This window comes from Methylobacterium sp. 1030 (genome assembly GCF_040544715.1).
Classification (GTDB): domain Bacteria; phylum Pseudomonadota; class Alphaproteobacteria; order Rhizobiales; family Beijerinckiaceae; genus Methylobacterium.
Map to the genome: position 1 here is coordinate 1 of NZ_JBEPKM010000015.1, position 19,959 is coordinate 19,959.

Here is a 19,959-nt window from a genome sequence, read left to right on the forward strand (position 1 = left end):
TCCTCCGGCTTGTGCCCCTTCGTTCCCATCTGTCCGTCCTCGTCCTGGCCCGAAAGCCATACCTCAGGGCGGACCACTTCACTGGGGGCGGATCAGCTTGTTCTCGAACTGTCATGATCGGTCTGCATAGGGTTATTCCGCGGTGCAATATGACTCTTCGCACCGCACGCACGGAGCCGATCCGGCATCTTGGTTGCAGACGAACTCACCGGGCCTGACTGCAGGCCTGCCGCTTGATGAAAGGAGTGCACGACATGGTCCTGAAGGGCTTCTCCTACGCGATGATCGGCGCCTTCCTGGGCGGCCTCGCGATGACTGTCGCTGGCTCGGCCAGTGTGCTGATGGGCCTGTAAGGGCCTCGGACTACACGCGGCCTCAGCGGCCGCCGAGATCAGCGAGTGGATGAGCGGCGGGGTGCGAACCCCGCCGTTTTCGTATGCGAGGCAGGGGCAAATCACAGCAACGCCTCTCCAGCCTCGAACCCGGTCAACTCGCATCGATGCGGCGTCCGGACCTGCTCTGACACTCGCTGTGTTACTCCTGCACACGGAGAGCGTCTGATGCCCGATGAACCACTAACCTCGAACACGCAGGATCTCGCAGACGCCGAGTACGACGCCGAGCGCTGGGCCCGAGTTGGCGCCGAACAGAAATCCATTCGTCCGATCAGCCCCAAGGCACCCTCAGACCCGCTGGAAGGCCCGGATGTCGGCTTGACGCAGAAGGGCACTGACGAGGATGCAGTCGTGAAGCGTGAGACGGACGTGTGAGCGCTCTGGTTGGTGCACGTCCAGCCGCACACCTTCAAGCAACAATCGGAGCAATCCTCGCGACATTCAGCTTGGCCATAAGGCGGCCTCGGAATAGCCGAGCTGACGAGGCCATGATGACCAAGCCGATCACCCTGACGAACCGTCTCGTCGACGCTGTCGTGACGGCTGCCATGGCGTTCAGCCTGATCGTGCACGCACAGTTCATGATCCTGCCGCCGCACTTCGTGTGAGCAACTGCCAGTCAGCACAGCTCCAAGAATGCCTATCGCGAACACGCGTGAGGCAGTCATACCCACGCACCCGCCTCGCTCGCGAACTCAGCCGTATCGATTATTGACTGCCCGTCTGTCGTCCTTGAACTACATCCGGAGGCAATAGCGCGAGGTCAATCAGATCCTTCACGGTCGCCCCGGCCACACCGCGAGGATCTTCGCTACCTACTAACTTGAGATTTTCAGCCAGCATTTTGATGATCGCCACTCGCTGTTCGTCGGCCATCAACGATATGGTCATACCGAGAGCCGACTGCAGAATTTCGAAACGCACCGTCAGGTCGCGGAGCTCTTCGAGCAAGATGTTTTCGAGTGGCGAGGACACGGGCAGCTCCATCGGTACCAATGCCCCCAAAGTAGCGCGCTTGCTGAGGTTCGCCTGTGCGAGGGCCTACTCACTTCGGAGGTATGAGGTGGGCGAGCCGTGCGCTGCCCGCCGCAGCCGATGCGGTCGAAGACGCGGCGTTCGGCCGACGTGCGGCCGGGATGGAGCATGGGGGGCTCGGTCATCAGCAAGCCTCCGGCTGGGCGGCAAGCTCGGTCTCGACCAGTTCAGCGGTGCGCAGGACGGCAGGCCCGACGAAGTCGGCGATGGCGCGGCCCTTCTCGTCGTCCGGCAGGCTGGCGACGATCTCCAGGCCGACGGAGGCGCCGAGCAGCACGACGTGGATCAGTCCGGTCGGCTCGTCCGTGCGGCGGGCGAGGGAGACGATCAACGGGCCGGCGTGCCCGTACAGGGCGATCTCCTCGTAGTGCGCTGTCGAGGCCGGCTTCGAACGGGTCGGCAGGGTGATGACGTTCGACATGATGGCTCCTCTCAAGCTGTGGAACGGGTGAGGGCGGGGCAGGCCACCAGGATCTGGTAGCGGTCGGTGGTAGCGAGCGCGGTGAAGGCGACTCAGCTACTCCTCAGCAAGCTCGGCAAATGGCTCTTGGCCGTTCCGACAAGGCCAAATTCGCCAATCATTTCTGTGTGAGGGCAAACCGCGAACCTGTCGGAATGAAGCCTGTTTTGGTTCAGCACTCCGTTGCCTTCTAAGCGGCAGGTCGTAGGTTCGAGCCCTACCGGGGTCGCCAGGTCATTCCGCGTGGCCCTGTCATCCGGCCCTACGGCGCGGCCGGCGCGGCGGGGTTCGCCGCCTCCTGCCGGTCCGGCAGGCTCCGCTTCCAGCGCGCCCGCAGGACGGCGGGCCGGAGGCCGTGCCGCTCCTCCAGGAACTCGGCGTCCGTGATCCGGTCCGTGCGGAAGTGCCGGAACGCCCCGCGCAGCTCGCACCAGCCGGCCACCATCCGGGCCTGATCGAAGAACCCGACGATCACCGGCCAGATCACGCGCCGGCTCGGATCGCCGCGGACGTCGCGGTACTGGATGCGGATCTTGCGGCCCTCGCGGATCCAGGTCCGCGCGCGGGCGACGTCGATCCCGTCCGCGGCCTGCGCGAAGGCCGTCGGCGTGCCGATCGACGGATCGGCGATGAGCGGGCGCAGGCGCTCGGGGACCACGGCGGTGATCTTGGCGATGAGATCGCGCGCCGCCTTGGCGAGGACCGGCTCGCCCCGTCCCGCGACCCACTGCGCGCCGAGGACGGCCGCCTCGATCTCGTCGGGCGTCAGCATCAGCGGCGGCATGTCGAACGCCTCGCCGAGCACGTAGCCGAGCCCGGCCTCACCCTGGATCGGCACGCGCTGGCCGACGAGGTCGGCGACGTCGCGGTAGACCGTGCGGACCGAGACCTCCAGCTCTCGGGCGATCTCGGCGGCCGTCACCGGGCGCGGCGAGCGGCGCAGGATCTGGATGATCTGAAACAGCCTGTCCGCACGCCGCATCCACCGACTCCTGCTGACAGAATGCTGTCAGCAGGGCGTCCCTACAAGTCCTCCCGCCACGGCCATCCCGCGCGCCGTGCCGACAGGAACCGCGCCATGATCACCCTGTACCACGCCCCACAATCGCGCTCCTCGCGCATCGTCTGGCTCTTGGAGGAGATGGGAGTTCCCTACACCATCGCGCCGGTCTCGATCTTCCGGCCGATGACGGGCGAGGGCGTGCCGGACGCCACCAATCCGCATCCCGACAAGCGCGTCCCGGCCGTCCTGCACGCGGGCGGTCTGGTCACCGAGTCCCAGGCCATCGTGCTCTACCTGGCGGAGACGTTCCCCGAAGCCGGGCTGGCGCCGGCGGTGGGCGCCCCCGAGCGCGGCGCGTACCTGACGTGGCTGGCCTGGTACGTCGCCGAGTTCGAGCCCGCGCTGTTCGCCGGCCTGACGGGCGAGCTCGCGGGATCACCGCAGAAGCGCCGGAACCACGCGGCGGTGGTCGACCGCCTGGAAGCCGCCCTGGCGCGCGGCCCCTACGTGATGGGCGCGCGGTTCTCCGGCGCCGACATCCTGATCGGCAGCGCCCTGGGCTTCGGCCGCGCGGCCTTCCCGCCGAGCGCGGCCCTCGATGCCTATCTGGACCGCTGCCGGGCGCGCCCGGCCGCCCTGCGCGCCGCGGCGAAGGACGGCGCGTCGGGGCCGCAAGCCGCCTAACGCAGACGGGGCGCCGCTCCCGATTCCCGAGTGGTCGGAGCGGCCCGGACGCAATTGCGGGAATGCCGCCGCAACGGTTCCGAGCGGCTCCGGCGACCGCGGGTGTTCCGGGACACGCCGGGCCCGAAAGCTTGAGCGTACATCGGGATCACACCGCGAACACAGTCGCGAACCCGATGGAGACGACGATGACCTGGACCAACCGCATCGCCCTGGCGGCGACCCTGATCGCCGGCGAGGTCGCCCTCGTGACCTACGCGCAGGCCCTCAGCCTGCCGGCCCATTTCGCGTGAGCGAGACGGGCCCGGCGGCCGTCTCGCTCACCGACGCCGCCTGAACGCGCGCCGAACGGTTCCGCGGCGCAGCGTGACTCTTCGCACCGCACGCAGCCGGCCGATCCGGCATCATCATTGCAGTTGGTGATCCCGGGTCTCGCCCGAGACCCGCCGCTTGATGAAAGGAGTGCACGACATGGTCCTGAAGGGCTTCTCCTACGCGATGATCGGCGCCTTCCTGGGCGGCCTCGCGATGACGGTGACCGGCTCGGCCGGGGTGCTGATGGGCTTCTGAGCTGCGGCGGCCCTCGGGGCCGCCCGGGCGACGGACTGCCCGAACGGACGGCGTGAGCGGCGGGGCGAGAGCCCCGCCGTTCCCGTATGCGGGGATCGGACCGCGCGGCGGAGCCGCCGATCCCGGCCGCTCCGCCCCGGTCAGGCCGCTTCCTTGCGGGTGACGACGAGCGCCCAGATCGTCGCCGGGATCCATCCGATGATCGTCAGGTGGAGGATGATGCAGAGGATGCCCTGAAACACCTTTCCGCGCAGGAACATGGCGAGCCACGGCGCGAGAAAGCAGATGAGGATCATGATCATGGGGGCAACGGGTCTCCGCGTTCGTGAGCGAACACGGATCGCGGCGGCTGGTTCCGGACGGCCGAGCTTCCGCCGCGGCCCGGCCTAGGCGTCGGACCGCGCGCTCAGATACGCCCTGAGACGCGAGGCCCGACCGGAGCCGTCGATGCACTCGATCCCGCCGCCCGTGTTCAGCGTGTGGAGGCAGCTGCCGGGCCAGGCCGGGCCGGGCTCGATCCGGTCGAGGATGGTCTGGGCGAACCCCTCCGGGTCGAGCCGGTCGATGCGCGCCAGCGACAGGGCGCGTCCGTAACCGTGGGCGCAATCCTGGACCGGCCGGATCAGGACCCCGTCGCGCGCGACGATCCGGCCCGCGGGCCGGGCGAAGGACGGGTCGACCAGCACGGGATTAGCCGGATGCGGCGCGTACGGCCCCCGGAAGTCGGGCGCGGACCAGAGATACAGCGCGTCGTGGTGGCAGCCCGATCCGGGCGGGGCGCCGACGGGCGCGTCCCGGACGGTGGCGAACATCCACCAGCGGCCGCCGTGCTCGAGGAGCGTCGCGTCGCTCGCGACCACGCCGGAGAGGAGCGTCGCCTCTTTCACCCAGCCGCCCGGATAGCGGGTCGCCCGGTAGAGATCGACCGTGCCGGCCGCGGAACTCTCCGGCACCATCCAGACGGAGCCCGCGCGCGCGAACACGAACGGGTAGGAGAGGTGGTGCGGCTCCTCCAGCACCGGGACGGGCGGCCCCTCGGGCCCGTCCGGCCCGAAGCGGACCGCCGAGATGATCGCCTTGCCGGTCGCGTGCGGGAACTCCTCCACGAAGACGTGGGTCGTCCCGTCGACCGCGAGGGGGAACGGGTCGGCGTAGAAGCGCCGCCCGTCGTCGGGCAGCACCTGCCAGCCCTCCGCGGGATGGCGGCCCAGCGCGACGAGGTCCGGCCCGCGGAGGGTCCGCCACCCGGTGCGCCAGTGTGGGGCGTGGTAGCACAGCCTGTACAGGCGGCCGACGAGGCTCCGGGCGACGAGCCGCGCCGGCCGGGACGCCAGGATCCGCGCCGGACGGGCGGGCGCGGCCGCGGCGGGCGTCGCCGCGAAGGCGCGGCCGTCCGACCGGGCCCGCAGGGCGGCGACGACGAGCGTCGCCGTGCGCGACAGGGCATCCTCGAACGAGACGGCGATGGAACCCCGGTAGTCCGAGCCGAGGCGACCCGCGGCGACGACGGTGCCGCCTTCGAGGAGGTCGAGATGCGGGACCCGGCCGGCGAGCAGGCTCGCGAGCAGGCCGGTCTCGCCGAGGCCGCCGTCGTAGGCCACGCGCCAGACCGGGCAGGAGGCGGCCGCGTCGCCGCACAGGTCGAGCACGAGGTCCGGGGTCCCGGGACGGGTCCAGGCCGCGAGATCGGCGGGCGGCACGGGCCGCGACCCGTTCGGCGCCAGCCGGAAGATCAGGGCTTCCAGGCGGAACAGCAGATCGGCCTGTGCCGGCCACCCGTCCGGACCGGGCGCGGCGTCGACGCTCACCGCCGCGATGCCCGGCAGGCCGGACAGCCGGTCCAGCAGCGCGACGTGCCAGCGCCGCGGGTTCGCGCCGTCGAGGCGAACTCTCACATGCATGGCGCCCCGGTTCCCATCGCGCGGTCGTCGCGACGACGACTGTCGAGTCCATCTATTTTCCCGTTGGTAACAGGAGTCATAACTTCGGATCGAGGCCCGGGACGCGCGGGTGATCGGACCCTCGATCGGGATCCGCGGGATGAAAACCTGTCTCGCGGCGGCGGGGGCGTTCCGGCACCTTGCCGGGTTGCCCAGGCCGGTGTCGGGATCCCGCGAGAGCGATCGGGATCGCCGACGCGCCGTCCGGCGACCGACCGGCACCGGGTGTGGCGTGCCCGTCACACCCGGTGCCAACCCGACATCTCGATGCAACCAAAACGCTGCCGCGTTGTTGTCGCGCTCACCCGCGTGATGCGCGCTGTATTTCCGCGCTTCGTCGCGTCTTGAAGGATGCTTTACTCTGGCATTTCGGGCCTTCGACAGGCGGTGTGACCTCAAAACTACAGCCATTTCCCCCGGTGATCGGTAGCCACACCGCCAGATCACACATTCGGGGAACCGACATGACCAAGCTCCTGGCCTCGCTGGCCGCCTTCACGGCCCTCACCGCCGCCGCCTCGGCCGCCGACCTGCCGCGCCGCGCCGCCCCGCCGCCGGTGTTCACCCCCGTCCCGGTCTTCACCTGGACCGGCGCCTACTTCGGTATCAACGCCGGCTACGCCTTCGACGCCAGCGACCGCAACACCGGCAACACCTTCGCCGTCCCCTTCCCCTACGCCGCCCCCGGCACCGTCGCCTCCTTCCGCAACCGCAGCCAGGACGGCTTCTCCGGCGGTGGCCAGATCGGCTACAACTGGCAGATCACCCCCGGCTCCGGCCTCGTGATCGGTGTCGAGGCCGACGCCCAGTACCTCGACTTCGGCCGTAACCGGAACAGCGCCTTCATCTCCGGCGCGCTGGCCCCCGGCTACTACGTCACCGACCCGCGCGGCCTCTCCAGCCTCGACTTCTTCGGCACCGTCCGCGGCCGCCTCGGCTACGCCTTCGACCGCACCCTCGTGTACGGCACCGGCGGCTTCGCCTACGGCTCCGGCAGCGCCGACCGCTCCTTCGGCGGCTATGCCGGCAACGACAGCTTCCGCACCGGCTGGGCCGTCGGCGGCGGCATCGAGTACGCCCTGCCCACCGACTCGTTCCTGAACTTCTTCCGCTCCTCGGCCGTGACGCTCAAGGTCGAAGGCCTGTACGTCAACCTCGACCGCAACACCCGCAACCAGGGCGCGTTCGTCATCAACGCCGCCAACAACTTCCCGGTCGTCTACAGCGGCATCGGTCGCCGCTCCGACGAGTTCGCCGTCGTCCGCGCCGGCCTGAACTACAAGTTCGGCTCCTACTGAGATCGACCAGCGACGGTCGGGTGCGACGCTCGCATCCCGACCGTCGCACCCGACCCGAAACGCGAAGGGGCCGCTTCCCACAGGAGGCGGCCCCTTCGCCGTTCGGGCGGGCCGAACGCGGCCCGCCGTCCTCGCGAGCGCGGCGGCGCGGAAGCTCGACGGCCGGCCGACGATGCGGCCGGCCCGGGATCGAGCCTCAGCCGATCGCCCAGAAGAGCGGCAGGGCGCCCGCCAGGAACAGCGCTGAGGAGATGAGCACGGCGACACGCTCGCGATGGCGGAGGATGAGGGCGTGGGGCTGGGCGAACATGGGATGGCGGAGCTGAGGGAGCCGGATCGGAGGTGCGCGGTCACGCTGGCATCCGAACCTTGACGGATCGGGGGCAGGTCGCGTCATCCACAGGCGGTCGTCGGCGGGTGTCGCGGCCGTGCCACAGAGGCCGGCGGCAGGGCCGCCGCTCGGCGCTCCGCACCGGTACCGCGACGGGCGTCCGGGCGTCCGGGCCGTCGCCGGGGCGTCGCGGCGCGCCTCAGGCGACGGCCGAGTCGGGGCGGCCGGGTGGCACGAAGGTTTCGGGCGCGTCGATCTGCGCGGCGAACCGCTCGATCGGCTGCGGCCTGCTGATCAGGTAGCCCTGGACCTCGTCGCAGGCCTCCGCGGCCAGGAAGCGCATCTGCGCCTCCGTCTCGACGCCCTCCGCTACGACGCTCATCCCGAGGCTGCGGCCGAGCCCCAGAACCGCCCGCACGATCACCGCCGCCTGCGGACTGACCTCGACATGGCCCACGAAGGACCGGTCGATCTTGATCTTGTCGAAGGGGAAGGCCTGCAGCGTCGCGAGGGACGAGTAGCCGGTGCCGAAATCGTCCATCGCGATGGACACGCCGAAGGCCTTCAGCCGGCGCAGGATGCCGAGCGCCCGCGCCATGTCGTTGATGATCAGGGTCTCGGTGATCTCGAGTTCGAGCCGCGTCGGCGCGAGGCCCGTCTCGGTCAGGATGGCCAGCACGCGCTCGGGCAGATCCGCCTGCTGGAACTGGCGCGGCGACAGGTTCACCGCCACCTTCAGCGGGTGCGCCCAGCGGGCCGCCTCGCGGCAGGCGGCCCGGAGCACCCACTCGCCGAGCGGCAGGATCAGCCCGCTCTCCTCCGCCAGGGGGATGAAGGCGTTCGGCGGCACGAGGCCGCGGGTCGGATGCTCCCAGCGCACGAGCGCCTCGAACCCGAGAAGCCGGCCGGTGGCGGTGCTCACCTGCGGTTGATAGTGCAGGATGAGCTCGTCGCCCTCGATCGCCTGGCGCAGGTCGCGCTCCAGATCGCGCCGGGCCGCCTCGGCCGCGTCCATCGCGGGCTCGAACACCCGGTGGGTGTTCCGCCCCTCGGTCTTCGCCCGGTACAGGGCGAGGTCGGCGCGGCGGACCAGCGTCTCGCTGTCGAAGCCGTGGCCGGGTGCCCGGGCGATGCCGACGCTCAGGCCCACCTTCAGCCGCCGCTTGCCGAAGGGGATCGGCGCCTGGACGGCCGCGATCAGGCGCGCCGCCAGGGCCTCCGCGCGGGTGGGGTCGTCCGCATCGGCAACCAGCACGGCGAACTCGTCGCCGCTGAAGCGCGCCACCATGTCGTCGGCCCGCAGCACCGCGCGGATGCGATGGGCCACCGCCCGGAGCAGGAAGTCCCCGGCCGCGTGGCCGAGGCTGTCGTTGACGGCCTTGAAGCGGTCGAGGTCGAGGCACAGCACCGCGCAGGTGCCGCCGTTCAGATGCAGGTCGGCGAGCCGGATCTCGAGCCGCTCGTAGAACAGGGCGCGGTTGGGCAGGTCGGTGAGGCCGTCGTGGCGCGCCATGTGGGCGACCTGCCCCTCGGCGGCCTTGCGGGCGCTGATGTCGATCTGGGTGCCGATGAAGCGCACCGCGCGGCCGTCGGCGGCGCGCGCCACCACCTTGCCGCGCGTCATCATCCAGGCCCAGGAGCCGTCCTTGCGGCGCATGCGATGCTCGGACATGTAGGTCGGCGCCCGCCCGCTCAGGTGCTCGATCAGGGCCCGCTCGGCCGCGCCCGCATCCTCCGGGTGGAGCAGGGCCCGCCACGTCCGCGCGTGGCTCGCCAGTTCGCCGGGCTCGTAGCCCAGGACCCCCCACCAGCGGTCGGAGGACCACGCCTCCCCGGTCGTGAGATCGCAGTCCCAGAGCCCGTCGCTGCCCGCATCCTGCGCCAGGGCGAGGCGGGTCTCGCTGACCTGCAGCGTCTCCTCCGCCCGCTTGCGCGCGGTGATGTCCGTGAAGGTCCGCACCGCACCGCCGTCGGGCAGCGGCACGGTGCGGATCTCCAGCACGGTGCCGTCGGGGCGCTCGCGCTCGTAGGTGTGGGCGCGGCACTCCAGGCCGCCCGCGGCCACCCAGCGCTGCAGGGTCTCGCTCGCCTTCCCGAACTCGCCCCGCGCGATCTGGTATTGCCGCACCGCCTCGAAGGTCGGGCGGGACCGCATCAGGTCCGGCGGCAGGTCGAGCAGCGCGAGGGCGCGGGCATTACAGACCTGAACGACGCCGGCGGCGTCGATCATCATCAGCCCCTGATCCATCGTGTCGAGAACGGTGTCGAGGAGCTTCGCCTTCTCCCGCAGCGCGACCGTCCCACTGTTCATACCCGGGGATCCCAATCGTCCGCCTGGGCGAACATTCTGCTGGACGGTGCGAGGTCCCACCGGCGCGGACGGTACCATCGGGGAGCTTTCCGGATTCTTTCCGGAGGCCCGCTTTCAATCGCTGCGTGCACTTCCGGGCGGCGGACCGCGACGAGGCCGGGGCGCGGATTCCCGAGGCGCCGTCCCGGGCCTTGCCGGGCCGCCCGCGGAGCCCTCTGATAGGCGGCGCGCAGCGGGGACCGGGCCATGGCCGTGAAGCGGATCGTCACCAACATCCGGACCACGCAGGTCGAGGCGGCGCGGTCCTTCTACGCGGAGGTGCTCGGCCTGGAAGTGGTCATGGATCACGGCTGGATCCTGACCTTCGCGGCCCCCGGGATGTCGGCGACGCCGCAGATCAGCGTGGCCAGCGCGGGCGGCTCGGGCACGCCGGTTCCCGACATCTCGGTCGAGGTCGACGACCTGGCGGAGGTCCTCGCCCGCGTGAGGCGGGCGGGCCTGCCCGTGCTGTACGGCCCGGCCCGTGAGCCCTGGGGCGTGGAGCGGTTCTACGTCCGCGACCCGTTCGACCGGCTGGTCAACATCGTCGCCCATCTGGCGTGAGGCCGCGCGCGAGGCCCTCCGTGAGGCCGGGCCGGCCGCTCACTCGGCCTCGTCCCGGACCAGGGAGATGCAGGTCCGCACCATCTCCTCGAGCCGCAGGTCCTTGGTGTCCCCGATATTGGCGGTCTCCTCCAGACAGCGCATGAAGTACGCCGCGTCCAGCTTGGGCGACAGCGTGTGGAAGGCCCGGCCCATCCGGGTCGAGAAATCGATCTTGTCGGTCGCGCTCGCCCGCGGCCACAGCGAGGCCTTGTCGTCCACGGTCAGGCGGGCGGCCTTCGCCGGCAAAGTCGCGCAGGCCAGAGTCACTAAGACGATTATAAGCTTGGTCTGCATTGTAAATCTCCGATCCAGCGGCATAGAACTGCGCGACTCTTCGCAGCGGTGACGGTCGACGGACGCGCTGCTCCTGCGACTGGATGGGAGAAGCGATGCGCGCGATCCGTCTTTCCGGCCCGATCTCGGCCGGCCTCCTGGGTCTTCTGACGGCCCAGGCCCATGCTCAGGCGCAGCCCCCCGCACAGCCCATCCCGCAACACCCGATCCAGCCCCAGGGACAGCCCCCGATGCAGGCGCAGGACCCGGCGTCCGCCGATCCGCGGCGCAATCAGGCGGCGAAGCTCGCGGGGCTCGCCGGTTTCGTGAACCTCGAATGCCCCGGCCTGCGCAGCGATCCGGCGCGCCTCAAGCAGACCGTCGAGGCCCTGGGCGTCGACGCGGCGAGCCTGGAGACCGGCGACCTGCACCTGACCGCGACCCGCTACATCGCGGCCTACCAGAAGGACGTCGCGGCCAATTGCCGGAAGGCCGAGGCGACGTTCGGGCCGCAGGGATCGATCGTTCCCGGCCTGATCGTGCCGCGGTAGCCCCGGCCCGCTGACGGCGGTCGTCGTCACACCGGGCGCCCGTCCCGCGACAGGGCGATGCGCAGGAGGTCGGCTAGGCTGCCGGCGCCGAGCTTCTGCTTCATGCCCGAGACGACGGCCGACACGCTCCGGTGGCTCATCGACAGGCTGTCGGCGATCGCCTCGTTGGACTTGCCCGCCCCCAGCAGCGACAGCACCTGAACCTCCCGCGCGGTCAGGCGCGCGAGGGGCGATTCCAGGAGCCCGGCATTCAGCATCGCGATCTTGGTCGCGACCTCGTGCGGCAGGTAGCTGTGCCCGGCCGACACGGTCGCCAGCGCCTCGTGGAAGCGCGTCACCGCCGTGTCCTTCAGGACGAAGCCGTGGGCCCCGCCCTCGATGGCCCGGGCGACGATCACCGGATCGTCGTGCATGCTGAAGGCGAGGATCCGGGTCGCCGGCTCGAGGGCCCGCACCCGGCGGATCAGCGACAGGCCCGACAGCCCCTGGTCGCGGAAGCCCAGGTCGGTCACCACCAGCCCGGGCCGGTGGCGGTGGAAGGTGCGGTAGCCCGACACCACGTCCGCGGCCTCGTGGACCGCCCGGACGCCGGCATCCTCGGCGAGATGGCGGAAGCCGCGCCGCACGACCGGGTGGTCGTCGACGATCAGCACCGCGTCGAGAACCCGCGGGCCGTCCCGCCCCGCCGGACGGTCGGCCGAGGCCCGGGCGGCGCTCACGGCGTCCCCTCGCCGACCGGGTGCGGGCCGGCGAGGCGCGCCAGCGCGGCCGCGTGGTCGGCCCCCTGCATCCGGGCGTTGTAGTAGTGCTGGCACATCTCGCCGTAGAGGCTCTTGCGGCGGCCGCGCTCCGCCGCGATGCCGCCGAGACCGTCGAGGATCGCGCCGTAGCCCTCGCCGATGCCGGCCTCGGCCAGCATCTGGCCGAGCTGGACGGTGCGGTTGGCGATCATGCGCGGGTCCTCGATGAAGCCGTCGCGGGCTCCGGCCAGCGCCGTCGCCATCGCGCGCACGCGGGGATCGTCGGCCGGCAGGGCCTTGCCGGCCTCGCGGCCCGCGAGCCAGCGGGCCGGGTCGGTCCCGTCGGTCGGCGCGAGCCAGGCCGGCAGGGTGCCCTCAGCGGTGGTGGCCACCACCGCGCCGGCCTCGTCGGCGCGCGCGTCGGCGCGCTCGTCCGCCCCGCGGTCGCAGGCGCCGAGGGCCAGCAGGACTAGCCCGGACGCGATCCCGATGCGGCCGGCACGGCTCATCGCGCGGGCTCCCCCGCCAGGACCGTGCGCGGGCCCTCCGCCACCTTGATGCGCGCCGTCTCGCGCCACGTGGCGAGATCGATCACCGAGACGTCGTCCGAGAACCAGTTCGCCACGTAGGCAAGCGGACCGACCACCGCGATACCCTCGGGATAGGGGCCCACCGCCACGGTGGCGACGATCTCGAGCCGGGCCGCGTCGATCACCGTCACGGCGGCGGCGTGCTGGTTGGTGACCAGGATGCGGCTGCCGTCCCCGGTGACCGCCACGCCGTAGGGCATCCGGCCGGCCGGAACCGTGGCGCGGGCCCGCAGCGTCGCCGTGTCGATCACCGTGAGGTCGCCGCTGCGCACGTTGGCGACGTAGAGGCTCGCCTCGTCCGGCGCGAGCGCCAGGGCGAAGGGCGCCTCGCCGGTCGGGACCACGGCCACGCGGGCCATCGTCCCGGTGTCGATCACGCTGACCTGACGGCTCTCGCGGTCGGCGACGTAGAGCCGCCCGCGCCGGTCGAGGACGAGGTGGGCCGGGTCGCGGCCCACCGCCGCGGCGCCCTCGAGGGCGCCGGTCGCCGCGGAGATCTTCAGGACGCGGTCGCCCGACCAGTCGCCGACGTACAGGTGCGCCCCGTCCGGGCTCGCCGCGAGGCCGAAGGCCTGGCCGGGGACGGGCAGGCGGCGGGGCGGCGCGCCGGGCGCGACGACGGTGACGGCGCGCCCGTCCGGGTGGGTCAGATAGAGGCGGCCGGCCCGGTCGGTCGCCGCCGCCACCGGCGCCGGTCCGAGCGGGATCCGCCCGGCCACTTTCCCGGCCTCGATCCGCGCCAGCTCGGCCCCCTGCTGGCTGACGACCCAGACCGGGTCGCCGGCCGCGGACGCGACACTGGTCCCAGCGCCGGTCCCGGCCGCGACCGCGACCGCGAGCGTCGCGATCAGCCACAGGTGGCGCATGCGGGGCCTCAATGGGTCGTCCGGCTCTCGACGGCCGCCTTCAGGCCCTTGAGCCCGTCCGCGAAGTAGCGGTTCATCGCCGTGCGCCCGGCCTCGTCGCTGAGAGTCTCCGGCGGCTCGTTGCCGGTGTCGCCCCGGTAGAAGCGGCCGATCCACGACACCTTGGAGCCGGACCCGTCCGGGGTCACGGTGAGCGTCGCCGAGTAGGAGGAGACGGGGAGCGCCTTCAGGTCCGGGTCGGACATCCGGTACGAGTAGGTCCGGCCGTCGGCCAGCCACTCGTCCAGCCCCTCGACCAGGGTGCCGCCGGCCTTGAGGGTCACCCGGCGGGTCGTGCCCTCGACGTTGCCGCCACTGGCCTCGGCCTTGGCCACGTCCGGGTGCCAGCGCCCGATGCCGCCGAAATCGCCCACCACCTTCCAGACTGCCTCCGGGGGCGCCTGGATGGTGATCGACTGGTCGATCTTCTGCGGCGTCGGCCCGTGGGCCAGCGCCGCGCCGGCGAGGCCGACGACGGCGAGGGCCGGGGCGAGGGCCGGAAAGAGGGCGAGGGGCATCCGCATGGTCAGGTCCTGATCGCTCCGGTTGGAGCAGGGGTTGGAGCAGGGATTGGAGCAGAGTGGCCCGCGCGCCCGCGGAGCGCGCGAAGGGCGCGGGCGAGGGGCCCCGCCAGGAGGGCCAGGAGCGTCAGAGCCAGGGCCGCCGCCAGGAGGGCGGGCCGCGGGTCGAGGCGGCCGGGCAGCGGGCGCGGCGTCGCCGCGGCGCGCAGAGAGGCGGCGAGACCGCCCGGGCCGTCGAGATGGACGTAGCCGAGGCCGGTCTCGGCGGCGAGGCGCTTCAGGTAGGGCTCGCGGACCGACGAGAGGTGCTCGGTGCCGTGGGCGGCCTGGGCCCCGAAGGGGGCGTTGCGCGGGTTGTAGCCCTCGCGGGATTCCGCGTCGGCCGGGGGCGGCCCGGAGCGGTTCTCCTGCTGGACGTCGCTCTCGCCGAGGAAACCCGTCTCGCGCCCGCGATCGTCGAAGCGCGGGATCGGCGACAGGCCGTAGCCGCCCGCGCCGACGATCAGCCCGCGCACCGCGCCGGGCCTGCCGTCGAAGGTCGGGCCGCCGGAGGCGGGCAGGGGCGGCGTCTCCTGGCCGTCGGTGAGGAACAGGAGGTCGGCGTCGATCTCCCCCGCCATGGCGATCGACCGGAACAGGCCGGCCGCGATGCGGCTGTCCCCCTCCCAGGCCATGCGCGGGTCGAGGGCCGCGATGGCGCCGTCCAGCGGCGCGAAGTCGGCGCAGACCTCGACCGGCGTGAACAGCAGGAACGGCCGCCGGTCGGTGAACAGGCCGAGCGCCACCCGCGAGCCGCAGGGGAGGTCGGGCAGCGTCGCCCGCAGCGCCGCCTTGACGGTCTCGAGCCGGCTCATCGACCCGCCGGCGGCGGGATAGTCGCGCACCGCCATGCTGCCGGTGATGTCGACCACCGCCAGCACCGACACGCCGGTGCGGGTGACCGGGATCGGCGGCGCGACCAGGGCCGCCAGCGCCAGCGCGAGGGCGGCCGCCAGGGCGCGGAACCGCCCGTCGCGCAGGTTGCGGGCGACGAGGGTGGGCAGGACCGAGGGCAGGACGGGGGGAAGGACGCGCCGCGGGCTCACGGGCCGCCCCGCGGCTGGCCGGGGATGTCGGTCCAGATCTTCTTCGGCTCGGCGCGCAGCTCGTCCCCGGTCTTGCGGTCGAATTCCGGGTAGTCGCGCACGAGGCGCGAGGCGACGTCGAGGTTGTACTTGGCGTCCCAGAACTCGGGCCGGGCCTGGAGGGCGCGGCGGTAATCCTGCCGCGCCAGCGTCACCTGGGGCGCGGCCTTGTCGAGGTCGCCCCGGCCGATCAGCGCGAAGGCCTGCCGCATCCGCGCGTTGCCGATGACGTACCGCGCCCGGGCCGCCTCCCGCACCGCACCGGCGCGGTCGAGGGCGTCGATGAGGGGCTCGGTCTCGCCGAGACGGTCCCGGGCGGCGAGGAAGCCGATCCGCGCCGCCAGGAGGGCCGGCCGCGCATCCGGCTCGACCGGCCGGTCGCGGCCCGCCTCCAGGGCGGCGATCCGGTCGTCGTCGCGCGCGGCGCTCCAGCCCGAGACGGCGAACCACAGGGCGGCGGCCGCGAGGACCAGCGGCAGCGCGACCAGCAGGGCCGGCCGGACCCGGCGCCACGCCGCCGCCAAGCTGAGGCGGGGGCGGGCGGTGTGGCGCGGGGCCGGGCCGTCGAGGAGGGCGCCGGCGCTCATGCCGCCCTCCGTGCCGCAACGCCCGCGGTCTCGGTCGCGGCCTCCGTCGCAGTCTCCGCATCCGCCGGTGCCGCCGCGAGGTCCACCTCCGCGAGCTTGGCCAGGACCAGCAGCGCGAGGCCGAGGGCGGCGAGCGCGGCGGCGAGCCCGGTCAGGTCCCGGCGCGGGCGCTCCTCGACGTAGGGGATCGGGTCCCGCTCCAGGGCCTCGATCTGCCGGATGGCGGCGGCCACCGCCTCGGCGCCCTCGGCCTCGAAGGCGCGGTAGGGCACGCCGAGGCTCTTGAAGAACAGGTCGAGATGGCGCTCCGGCGCGGCCTGGGGCGTGTCCTCGCCGGCCGGCCGGTCGGCGATGCCGGGCGATCCCTGGGTGCGCAGGAACAGCCAGTACAGGTTCGGCCGGATCCGCGCGACCGCGGCGCGCAGCTGGTCCTGGATGCGCGGGTCGATCACCGCCGCGCCGTCGGAGACCAGCAGGAGAACCCGCGAGGCGCCGACATCGATTCCGAACTGCGACAGGGCCATGCCGAGGCCCCGGCCGATATTGGTGTAGTCGAGGCCGGGCCGGTCGATGGCGGCGATCGCCGCCCGCACGGCGTCGTGGCGGTCGGTCATCGGCATGACTAGCATCGGCGCGGTGGAGAAGGCCGTCACGGCGAACAGATCGTGCGCCCGGGCGCCGACGAAATCGGCCAGCAGGCGCCGGGAGGCCGCAGCCTTCGATTCCTCGGCGCCGGAGGGCTGCCGGCCCGCGAAGGTCTCGTTCATGCTGCCGGAGCGGTCGATCAGCAGCGAGACCTGCGCGCCGATGCCGAGGCGCTCGATCCTTGCGCCCGTCCGGTAGGGGCCCGCCAGGGCCACGATCAGGCCGGCGATGGCCAGGACGCCGGCGAGCGTCAGCGCCCGGCCGAGCCAGGCCGAGAGGGGGTCGGCCGGGGCGGCGGCGACCGCCGGCACGGCCGTCCGGCGCAGGGCCGAGCGGGCCAGCGGCAGCAGCGCCAGCGGCAGCAGCCACAGGACCCAGGGATCGGTCGCGCCGAGGCGGGCGAGGAGATCGGTCACGGCCTCACGCGCTCCGCTCCGCCGCCGCGAGCCGCGCCAGGAGCGCCTCGGCCTCGGCGCGGGGCCAGGCCGCGCGCGCGGCCGGCAGCCGGCCGCCGAAGAAGGCGAGGCGCGAGGCCTCGAAGAAGCGCGCGAGCTCCGCCGCCTGGCCCCGGAAGGCCCCGTGCCGGGCGAGGAAGGCGCCGAGATCGTCGGCGAGCACCCGCCTCCCGTCGGTCAGGTCGAGGCCCCGGTGCAGGGCCAGCAGCGCCGCCCGGTAGGCCTGATCGGGCCCGGCCCCCGCCCGCTGCCGCCGGAGCGCGCGCAGAGCCGCCGCGAAGGGCCGGCCCCGCCGCTGCCGGAACGGTCCCCAGGCCCGGTCGTGCGCCAGCGCCAGCGCGGCGAGGCCCGCGAGGGCGCCGAGACCCGCCGCCGCCGCGACGTCCGGCCCGGGATCGACCCGCCCACTCCGGCCGTCCGGGCGCAGGTACTCGGCCGGATCCTCGCGCCGCTGCGGCTGCACCTCGCGCAGGGGCGAGACGCCGAGGCTCCAGCCCGGCACCTGGACGGCCGCGGTGGTTCGCCCGGTCGCCGCCTCGCTCGCCAGCGTCAGGGGGAAGCCCGGCACCTCCAGGGTGCGGGCGTCGAGGGCGGCGTAGAAGCTCTGGTAGGTGAGGCGCAGGCGCACCCGCCGGCCGCCGGCCGCCGGGGCCTCGTCGACCGCGACGGCGCGCAGGTCGAGCCAGTAGGTCACCGGACCGGGCCGGGGCAGGGTCGCGCGCTGCAGCCGGAAATCGGGATCGGCCAGGATCTCCACCTGCGCCTCGACCAGGTCGCCCAGGAAGATCCCGAAGGGCCGGGGGCTGCGCACCTCGACGGAGCGCACCTGCGCGGCGGCCGGGCCGGCCGTCAGAGCGAGCGGCGCGGCCAGGATGCCGGCCAGGACACCGGCGAGGACGCCGGCGCGGAGGCTGGCGAAGAGGCCGGCCGGCAGGAGGGCGGGACCGCGCGCGCCCATGCTCAGGTCGTCATCAGGTGGCGGGTGAGCGCCTGGGCGTCGAAGCGCCCGGCGAGCTGGAAGACCCGGCGGGCGAAGGGCGCGGCGGCGCGCTCCAGGGCGGCGATCCGGTCCCGCTCCCGGGCGATCCAGGCCCGGCGCAGGCTCGGGCGCAGCAGGACCACGCGGCGACCGCCGCCCTCGAGGTCGTCGAGTTCGACGAGGCCGAAGGCCGGCAGCGCCTCCGCCTCGGCGGGGTCGGCGAGCAGGATCGGCACCGTGTCGTGCGGCGCCAGGGCGGCGAAGACCCGGGCGATCAGGCTCTCCGGCCAGCGGAAGTCGGAGGCGAGGAAGACGAGCTTCGGCCGCCCGGCGAGCCGCCGCGCGGCCTCGAGCATGCCGGCGCAGCCGCGTCCCGCGCGCGGCGCGCCCGCGACCCGCTCGGCCGCGGCGACGGCCGCGCCCCGGTGGCGGGTGGCGGGGAGGGTGAGGTCGTCGCGCAGGGTCTCGTCGCAGCCGATCAGGCCGAACCCGTCGCTGATCCGGGTCGCCGAGACGGCCAGCGCCCGGCAGAGATCACCCGTGAGTCGCGCCCGGTCGGCCGTGCCACGGAAGCCCATCGAGGCCGAGAGATCGACCAGGACCCAGGTCTCGACCGCGGTCCGCGCCTCGAAGCGGCGGACATGCACGCCCTCGAACGGGTCGCGCAGCGTCGCCCGCAGGTCGATGCGGCGGGCATCCGGCAGCTGCAGGAACGGCACCTGATCGCGGAACGGGCCGGCGCCGCCGGCGTCGCGCCCCCGGTGGAGGCCGGCCCGGCTGCCGCGCGGCCGCCAGCGCGGCAGGTAGACGATGTCGGCCGTGCGCGGGTCGCTCACGGCGCCGGCACCGTCTCGAACGCGGCCCGGCACAGGGCGGGCACGATCGCGCCGCGCTGCAACTCGTGGACGGGCTCGAGGAAGACCCGGTGGGCCATCACCTCGGTGAAGACCGCCCGCACGTCCTCCGGCACCAGCCACTCGCGGCCCTCCAGCCACGCCCGCACCCGGGCGGCGCGCACCAGGAAGGCGACGCCGCGCGGCGAGGCGCCGCCCTGCACCAGGGTGGCGGTGTCGAGGCCCGGGAGCCGGATCCCGGCCTCCGCGGGGCGGACCAGCGCGTCCCAGAGGGCCACCACGTAGGCCTCGATCGACGGCTCCGCGCGGACGGCGTGCTGGATCGCGGCCGCGATGCCGCCGATCCGGGCGTGGTCGAGCACGCCCTCGGCGACCGCGCCGACGAGGGCGTCGGTGTCGTGGAAGCGCGGGTCGAAGACCAGGCTCCGGCGCACCGCCGCGTCCCGGGGCGCCTCCAGCCCGATCTCCATCAGGAAGCGGTCGCGGGCCGCGGCCGGGAGCTCGAAGGTCTCCTCCCGCTCGACGCGGTTGCGGTCGGCGAAGACCTGCAGGTTCGGGAACGTGTAGGTGCGGCCGAAGGCCTGGACGCTGCGCTCGGCCATCAGCCGGAGCAGCAGGGCGTGGACCTGCGGCCGCGCCCGGTTGATCTCGTTGAAGAAGAACACCGAGAGATCCTCGGCCCGGGCCAGGACCGGGCCGGGATCGACCCGCGGCCGGCCGTCGGGGCCGAGGTAGGTGTGGTAGATCAGGTCGGTCGGCATCATGTCGACCGTGCCCTCGACGCGCTCGTAGGCCCCGCCCAGCGCCCGGGCCACCGCCCGCAGCAGGGTGGTCTTGCCGACGCCGACGTCGCCCTCGAGCATCACGTGGCCGCGGGCGAAGATCGCGATCGTCACGAGGCGGATCGCCCGCTCCTGGCCGACCACCGCCTTGGCGACCTCCGCCTCGAAGCGGGCCGCCGCCGCCCGCCAGTCGGTGAGCATCGTGTCTCCGGAACGGAGGGTGTTCATGAGGCGGTGCCTGCGGTGTCGGGCGGGGCGCCGGAACGGCGGCGCCGGGTAAC

22 protein-coding genes are annotated in these 19,959 nt (G+C 73.2%); 5 read left to right on the plus strand and 17 right to left on the minus strand.

All coding sequences use genetic code 11. The features are described 5' to 3' along the window. The first annotated feature begins 560 nt into the window (after positions 1-560). Complete coding sequence (locus ABIC30_RS21265; protein WP_128083332.1) at positions 561-770, plus strand: hypothetical protein; 210 nt, start codon at positions 561-563, stop codon at positions 768-770. Between the two features lie 333 nt (positions 771-1,103). Here the strand turns inward: ABIC30_RS21265 and ABIC30_RS21270 are convergent, their stop codons facing one another. From ABIC30_RS21270 to ABIC30_RS21280, 3 genes are all read right to left on the minus strand, one after another. Next, positions 1,104-1,382 (minus strand): hypothetical protein, encoded by a 279-nt coding sequence (locus tag ABIC30_RS21270; RefSeq protein WP_128083333.1) that lies wholly within the window; start codon positions 1,380-1,382, stop codon positions 1,104-1,106. A gap of 172 nt (positions 1,383-1,554) precedes the next feature. Beyond that, entirely contained in the window at positions 1,555-1,851 is a 297-nt protein-coding gene (locus ABIC30_RS21275) for a hypothetical protein (protein WP_020096545.1), read from the minus strand. Positions 1,852-2,152: 301 nt separating this feature from the next. Further along, the gene (locus ABIC30_RS21280) at positions 2,153-2,872 is read right to left on the minus strand and encodes a helix-turn-helix transcriptional regulator (protein ID WP_091682662.1); all 720 of its coding nucleotides are present in this window, start codon (positions 2,870-2,872) and stop codon (positions 2,153-2,155) included. Between the two features lie 96 nt (positions 2,873-2,968). Between ABIC30_RS21280 and ABIC30_RS21285 the strand changes: the two genes are divergently transcribed. After that, a complete protein-coding gene (locus ABIC30_RS21285) occupies positions 2,969-3,577 on the plus strand; it encodes a glutathione S-transferase family protein (protein WP_234081573.1) in 609 nt (202 codons plus the stop codon). Positions 3,578-4,287: 710 nt separating this feature from the next. On the opposite strand, the gene ABIC30_RS21290 is transcribed toward ABIC30_RS21285, so the two are convergent. Then, a complete protein-coding gene (locus ABIC30_RS21290; RefSeq protein WP_007567273.1) occupies positions 4,288-4,449 on the minus strand; it encodes a YqaE/Pmp3 family membrane protein in 162 nt (53 codons plus the stop codon). Positions 4,450-4,533: 84 nt separating this feature from the next. Further along, positions 4,534-6,048 carry a glucosamine inositolphosphorylceramide transferase family protein gene (locus tag ABIC30_RS21295; protein WP_234081574.1) on the minus strand — a complete coding sequence of 505 codons (1,515 nt, stop codon included), beginning with the start codon at positions 6,046-6,048 and terminating at the stop codon, positions 4,534-4,536. 503 nt (positions 6,049-6,551) lie between these two features. Between ABIC30_RS21295 and ABIC30_RS21300 the strand changes: the two genes are divergently transcribed. Continuing rightward, on the plus strand, positions 6,552-7,385 hold the full coding sequence (locus ABIC30_RS21300; RefSeq protein WP_234081576.1) for an outer membrane protein: 834 nt from the start codon (positions 6,552-6,554) through the stop codon (positions 7,383-7,385). Positions 7,386-7,915: 530 nt separating this feature from the next. On the opposite strand, the gene ABIC30_RS21305 is transcribed toward ABIC30_RS21300, so the two are convergent. After that, positions 7,916-10,027 (minus strand): putative bifunctional diguanylate cyclase/phosphodiesterase, encoded by a 2,112-nt coding sequence (locus ABIC30_RS21305; protein ID WP_234081577.1) that lies wholly within the window; start codon positions 10,025-10,027, stop codon positions 7,916-7,918. A 246-nt stretch (positions 10,028-10,273) separates the two neighbouring features. Between ABIC30_RS21305 and ABIC30_RS21310 the strand changes: the two genes are divergently transcribed. Then, positions 10,274-10,630: a VOC family protein gene (locus ABIC30_RS21310; RefSeq protein ID WP_020096043.1), complete on the plus strand. Its 357-nt coding sequence runs from the start codon at positions 10,274-10,276 to the stop codon at positions 10,628-10,630. 39 nt (positions 10,631-10,669) lie between these two features. Here ABIC30_RS21310 and ABIC30_RS21315 read toward each other — a convergent pair whose 3' ends face one another. Then, positions 10,670-10,966 (minus strand): hypothetical protein, encoded by a 297-nt coding sequence (locus ABIC30_RS21315; RefSeq protein ID WP_234081578.1) that lies wholly within the window; start codon positions 10,964-10,966, stop codon positions 10,670-10,672. Between the two features lie 95 nt (positions 10,967-11,061). Between ABIC30_RS21315 and ABIC30_RS21320 the strand changes: the two genes are divergently transcribed. After that, positions 11,062-11,496 carry a hypothetical protein gene (locus tag ABIC30_RS21320; RefSeq protein ID WP_043713321.1) on the plus strand — a complete coding sequence of 145 codons (435 nt, stop codon included), beginning with the start codon at positions 11,062-11,064 and terminating at the stop codon, positions 11,494-11,496. Between the two features lie 26 nt (positions 11,497-11,522). On the opposite strand, the gene ABIC30_RS21325 is transcribed toward ABIC30_RS21320, so the two are convergent. From ABIC30_RS21325 to ABIC30_RS21370, 10 genes are read right to left on the minus strand one after another with little or no spacing between them, the layout of a single operon-like run. Beyond that, positions 11,523-12,215 carry a response regulator transcription factor gene (locus tag ABIC30_RS21325; protein WP_020096040.1) on the minus strand — a complete coding sequence of 231 codons (693 nt, stop codon included), beginning with the start codon at positions 12,213-12,215 and terminating at the stop codon, positions 11,523-11,525. Continuing rightward, a complete protein-coding gene (locus ABIC30_RS21330; protein ID WP_234081580.1) occupies positions 12,212-12,745 on the minus strand; it encodes an MxaH protein in 534 nt (177 codons plus the stop codon). The genes ABIC30_RS21325 and ABIC30_RS21330 overlap by 4 nt, the downstream gene beginning before the upstream one ends. Next, positions 12,742-13,692 carry a YncE family protein gene (locus ABIC30_RS21335; RefSeq protein ID WP_234081581.1) on the minus strand — a complete coding sequence of 317 codons (951 nt, stop codon included), beginning with the start codon at positions 13,690-13,692 and terminating at the stop codon, positions 12,742-12,744. The genes ABIC30_RS21330 and ABIC30_RS21335 overlap by 4 nt, the downstream gene beginning before the upstream one ends. 8 nt (positions 13,693-13,700) lie before the next feature. Continuing rightward, positions 13,701-14,255, minus strand: a complete 555-nt coding sequence (locus ABIC30_RS21340; protein ID WP_234081582.1) for an SRPBCC family protein — start codon at positions 14,253-14,255, stop codon at positions 13,701-13,703. 2 nt (positions 14,256-14,257) lie between these two features. Continuing rightward, positions 14,258-15,337 carry a vWA domain-containing protein gene (locus ABIC30_RS21345; protein WP_331327065.1) on the minus strand — a complete coding sequence of 360 codons (1,080 nt, stop codon included), beginning with the start codon at positions 15,335-15,337 and terminating at the stop codon, positions 14,258-14,260. Further along, entirely contained in the window at positions 15,334-15,963 is a 630-nt protein-coding gene (locus ABIC30_RS21350) for an MxaK protein (protein WP_234081584.1), read from the minus strand. The genes ABIC30_RS21345 and ABIC30_RS21350 overlap by 4 nt, the downstream gene beginning before the upstream one ends. Beyond that, positions 15,960-17,024: a vWA domain-containing protein gene (locus tag ABIC30_RS21355; protein ID WP_234081586.1), complete on the minus strand. Its 1,065-nt coding sequence runs from the start codon at positions 17,022-17,024 to the stop codon at positions 15,960-15,962. Before ABIC30_RS21355 ends, ABIC30_RS21350 begins: the two co-directional genes overlap by 4 nt. 4 nt (positions 17,025-17,028) lie before the next feature. Then, positions 17,029-18,021, minus strand: coding sequence for a nonribosomal peptide synthetase MxaA (locus ABIC30_RS21360; protein ID WP_354456079.1), 993 nt, complete (start codon positions 18,019-18,021; stop codon positions 17,029-17,031). Positions 18,022-18,023: 2 nt separating this feature from the next. Continuing rightward, complete coding sequence (locus tag ABIC30_RS21365) at positions 18,024-18,878, minus strand: DUF58 domain-containing protein (protein WP_234081588.1); 855 nt, start codon at positions 18,876-18,878, stop codon at positions 18,024-18,026. After that, positions 18,875-19,906, minus strand: coding sequence for an AAA family ATPase (locus tag ABIC30_RS21370; RefSeq protein WP_026605375.1), 1,032 nt, complete (start codon positions 19,904-19,906; stop codon positions 18,875-18,877). The genes ABIC30_RS21365 and ABIC30_RS21370 overlap by 4 nt, the downstream gene beginning before the upstream one ends. Positions 19,907-19,959 lie beyond the last annotated feature (53 nt).